The sequence below is a fragment of the Streptomyces sp. NPDC057253 genome, assembly GCF_042669125.1.
Lineage (GTDB): Bacteria > Actinomycetota > Actinomycetes > Streptomycetales > Streptomycetaceae > Streptomyces.
In genome coordinates this window covers 1-4397 of record NZ_JBHUXV010000265.1, presented here as the reverse complement: position 1 = coordinate 4397, position 4397 = coordinate 1, and the positions used below count along the sequence as shown (strand labels likewise).

Genomic DNA, 4397 nt, shown 5'->3' with positions numbered 1-4397 from the left:
CACCGCGGCCGCGAGGCCGGCGCTTCCCGCTCCGACGACCACCACGTCGGCCGTGACGTCCATGTGCATGGGTGCTCCTCACAGGTCCGGCCGGTGCGCCTGCTGCGTCACCCGCCCGGACCATGTCCGCTGGGATTCCGGGGCGTCGCCCCGGCCGGTGTCCGCGCGGCGGTGCCGCGGCGGCGGCGGAAGGGGCGGCCACGCCTCACCTCTCGACCCTATGGGCGGGAAACCCGCTGAAGGAGGCCGTGTTGGCGCGGTGTTGGCGATGCCAGCCATCGCCAATCGCGGCTTCTGCCCGGGGCCGGGCCCGTGGTTGCCTGAGCTCACCCCTCACAGCCCCCGACCTTTCGTACCCGGCACCGGTACGGCACCCGCAGGAGGGTCTCCATGTCACTCGGATCAAGAACGGTCCGCGCGATCGTCGCCACGACCACCACGCTCACCGTCGGGGCCGGCCTCGCGGCATGTTCCGGTTCCAGTCCGGCCGCCCAGACCGACGGCACCTTCACCATCGCCTACACCCAGGCGCCCAACAGCGTCGACCCGGCCACGGCGGCACCCGCGAGTTTCGTGTGGGCCGCCTACGAGCCGCTGATCTACCGGGACAACGACGGCTCCCTGCGCCCCGCCCTGGCGACCAAGTGGAAGTACCTCGACGACAAGAACAAGACGTTCGAGATCACGCTCCGCTCCGGCGTCACCTTCTCCGACGGTGACGCGCTCACCGCCGACGCCGTGAAGGCCTCCGTCAACCGCTTTCTGAAGCTGCCCGACAACGCGGACGTCCGCTACGCCGGCGACATCGACTCCATCGAGGTGACGGGCAAGCAGACCCTCGTCATCCACTACGGCAGGTCCAATCCCACCGCGGCGGTCTCCCTGACCCAGGACTACAAGATGGGGCTGGTCATCAGCCCCACCGGCCTGAAGAACCAGGACTCGCTCGCGGCGGAGACGCACGGCGCGGGCCAGTACGTCCTCGACAAGGCCGACACGGTCTCGGGCAGCAAGTACGTCTTCAAGCGCAACGACGCGTACTGGAACCAGAAGGCGGTCAAGTTCGACTCGGTCGTCCAGACGGTCCTGCCCGACGCCTCCGCTCAGCTTTCCGCGCTGCGCAGCGGCCAGGCGGACGCGCTCTGGAACACCTCGGCCGACAACGTGGCGACCGCGAAGAAGGCCGGGTTCACCTACACCAGTGCCGGCGGCGATCTCCAGCTGCTGATGCTGGAGGACCGCAAGGGCAAGCCGCTGAACAGCCCGCTCGTGCGCGAGGCGTTCACGTACGCCCTCGACCGCAAGTCCATCGCAGAGGCGATCTACGGTGGACTCGCCACTCCCGCGTACTCGCTGGTCGGCTCCGGCAGCGCCGGCTCGTACGACGCGAAGGAGATCGAGCAGGACACCGCCAAGGCCCGGCAACTCCTCAAGCAGGCGGGACATCCCGACGGGATCACGGTCTCCGTGCTCAGCTCCGGCGGCTGGGATCCCAACCACACGCTCGCGACCGCGCTGCAGCAGCAGCTCGCCAAGTCCGGGATCACCGTGGAACTCAAGTCCGTGGGCGCGGCACTGTCCGACTTCATCACCCCGCTGATGGACACGAAGTACCAGTCGGCGCAGTTCGGCCTGTCGGCCGGCGCGGACACCTACTTCCAGCTCACCACCAACGCCTACGGCACCGGCGCCCTCGCCAACGTCCAGCAGACCAAGGACGCCGAGCTCGACTCACTGCTGTCGCGGGCCGCGACGGAGCAGGGCGACGCCTACGACTCCCTGCTGCGCCAGGCCGTGGAGCGCTACGACTCGCTGCACTACGTCATCCCGATCGTGACGACGAACTCGCACTACCTCCTCGCCGAGAACATCACGAACGTGCCGACCACCTCGGTGCAGCAGCAGCTGAGCGCCTTCGCGCCGGACGCGGACAAGTCCTGGGGCATCTCCGGCACGTCCTCGTCCTGACGGGACACCGCGACGCACACCACCGAGAGCCGAAATCCCACCACCGAGAGGAAACACGGACCATGAGTGAAGAGATCCACGCGCTGCGCCGGCGGCTCGAACGTCTGGAGGCCGTGCAGGAGATCCAGAACCTGATGGGCCGCCGGGCCTTCCTGCACTCCGCGGGCATGAACGACCGCGAGTTCGAGGAGTGCTGGTCGACCCGCGACGACATCTGCTTCGAGGCCGAGGACTGGGGGGTCTGGGACGGCCGCGAGACGATCATGGCGGCTTACGTCAAGGAGAACCCCTTCCCCGCGGGCACCCCCGGTCTGCTGATCGAGCACTGTCTGACCACCCAGGTGATCGAGGTCGCCGAGGACGGGGAGACCGCCAAGGGTGTGTGGATCTCACCCGGTCACGAGACCTTCCCCATCGTGCCGGGCGAGCCGCCGAAGCCGCACTGGTCCTGGGGCCGCTACAGCGCCGACTTCGTCAAGGAGAACGGTCAGTGGCGGGTGTGGCACCTGCACGTGCTCACCACGTTCCGCACCCCCTACGACCGGAGCTGGGTGGACGCCGCGCTGAACCGTCCCGCGTACTTCCCGGAGGAGGGCAGCACGATGGAGGGCATGACACCGCCCACCCGTCCCGTCACCTTCAACCAGCCGTACCACCCGGACAAGGCCCCGGCCTATCAGCCGGTCCCTCCGCGCCCCTACCGCGACTGGTCGGAGACCACCTCGTACACCGACCCGCTGTAACGGCCGCAGGCCGTCCCGCACCCGCCTGGAGGCACAGTGGACAGTTCCACGTACGACGCATACATCCGCCGCTTCAACGCGGAGGACGACACCGCCTTCGACGACTACCTGGACCCCGACATGAGGATGCTGAACGGAACGCTGGAGTTCCGGGGTGTCCAGGGAATGAAGGACCACTACGCCAAGATCTGGGGCAGGTTCCGCGAGACACTGCACGTCGAGCGGTTCGTCAGCGACGGTGAGACGGTCGCCGTGCGCATGCACACCCACTTCGAGGCACTCGGGGACCACGCGGACTCGCTGTTCGGCCCCGTGCGCAAGGGTGAGTCGTTCGACTATCGCGGGATCATCATGTACGAGATCAAGGACGGCAGGTTCGCCACCATCCAGGTCTCGTACAACAGCTTCACCGCGACCGATCTGGAGGGCAGGACGACCCAGATGGGGATTCCGCACTAGAGGGTCTGTTCTCCGGCGAGCGTGCGTCCCGGGCGCGGGGACATGCCAGGACCCTGTAGGGGCCCGACGGTTGCCGTCGGGCCCCTACGCGCGTCCCGCGGCCCGCCGCCCGGGGCGAACGGCCGGCGGTGAACGGCCTCCCGGGAGATCGCCACCGCGGATGCCAGCCATGGTGAACACGTGTTTCCGGAGTCGGCCGCCGGTTCCTAGCGTGGACGGGAGACATTCCGCACTCGGTCACTGGAGGAACCGTGAGCCGTACGCGTTTGGTGGACCGTACCGTCGTCGTCACCGGAGCAGCGCAGGGCCAAGGGGCCGCGGAAGTGGCCGCGGCCGCCCGGGAGGGCGCGAGGGTCATCGCCACCGACGTGCTGGACGAGGCGGGTGAGAAGCTGGCGGAGCTCCTGCGGGCCGACGATCTGGACGTGGTGTACCGGCACCTCGACGTGTCGGCGCCGCAGGACTGGTCGGCGCTGGCAGCAGAGCTGGACGTCGTCCACGGGCTGGTCAACAACGCGGGCATCGCGGTGCGGGCGCGGCTCGGCGAGGTCGAACTCGCCGACTGGAACCGGGCCTTCGCGGTGAACACGACGGGCGCTCTGCTGGGCATCCAGGCGCTGGCGCCGCTGATGCCGGCCGGCTCCTCGATCGTCAACGTCGGCTCGGTGGCGGGTCTGACCGCCCATCACGCGGTCGCCTACACGGCCAGCAAGTGGGCGTTGCGGGGACTGTCGAAGGTGGCCGCGCTGGAGTTGGCACCGCGGGGCATCCGTACGAACGTGGTCCACCCCGGCTACATCGAGACACCGCTGATGGTCTCCGCGAACCCGGTGTTCGTGCAGGCACATCTGTCGATGACGCCTCAGGGCCGGGCGGGCGCGGTGGACGAGGTGGCACCCCTCGTGGTGTACCTGCTGTCCGACGACGCGTCCTACGTCAACGGCGCGGAGATCACCGTCGACGGTGGCTACTCGGCGCACGGCGGAGTGAAGGCGATAACGAACGCGCTGGACGGCGACGGCCACTGACCTGTAGCACGGGGGCCGACCGTCGGGCGCCGGCACGCTCGGGGCACCGCAGGGGCAATCGCTTGCCCGCCGGACCGGGCGCCTGGCGAAGGCCGCGGAGCCGGCGGTCCCTCGGGAGTCACGGCGCACAAGCCATCGGACCCCGGCAGCCGTCGGCGACAGGGCACGATGTGGGAGAGGCCGGGGCACAGGCCCCGGC

The 4397-nt window shown here is 69.2% G+C and carries 4 protein-coding genes; all 4 read left to right on the top strand.

The genetic code is table 11. The annotated features are described in order from the left end of the window. Window positions 1-390: 390 nt before the first annotated feature. The 4 genes from ACFULQ_RS48665 to ACFULQ_RS48650 all read left to right on the top strand — a co-directional run bounded on the left by ACFULQ_RS48665 (window position 391) and on the right by ACFULQ_RS48650 (window position 4198). Window positions 391-1968, top strand: coding sequence for an ABC transporter substrate-binding protein (locus ACFULQ_RS48665; RefSeq protein ID WP_383558165.1), 1578 nt, complete (start codon window positions 391-393; stop codon window positions 1966-1968). A gap of 62 nt (window positions 1969-2030) precedes the next feature. Next, complete coding sequence (locus ACFULQ_RS48660) at window positions 2031-2711, top strand: nuclear transport factor 2 family protein (protein ID WP_383558163.1); 681 nt, start codon at window positions 2031-2033, stop codon at window positions 2709-2711. A gap of 36 nt (window positions 2712-2747) precedes the next feature. Beyond that, window positions 2748-3170 carry a nuclear transport factor 2 family protein gene (locus ACFULQ_RS48655; protein ID WP_383558159.1) on the top strand — a complete coding sequence of 141 codons (423 nt, stop codon included), beginning with the start codon at window positions 2748-2750 and terminating at the stop codon, window positions 3168-3170. A gap of 251 nt (window positions 3171-3421) precedes the next feature. After that, entirely contained in the window at window positions 3422-4198 is a 777-nt protein-coding gene (locus ACFULQ_RS48650; RefSeq protein ID WP_383558156.1) for an SDR family NAD(P)-dependent oxidoreductase, read from the top strand. Window positions 4199-4397 lie beyond the last annotated feature (199 nt).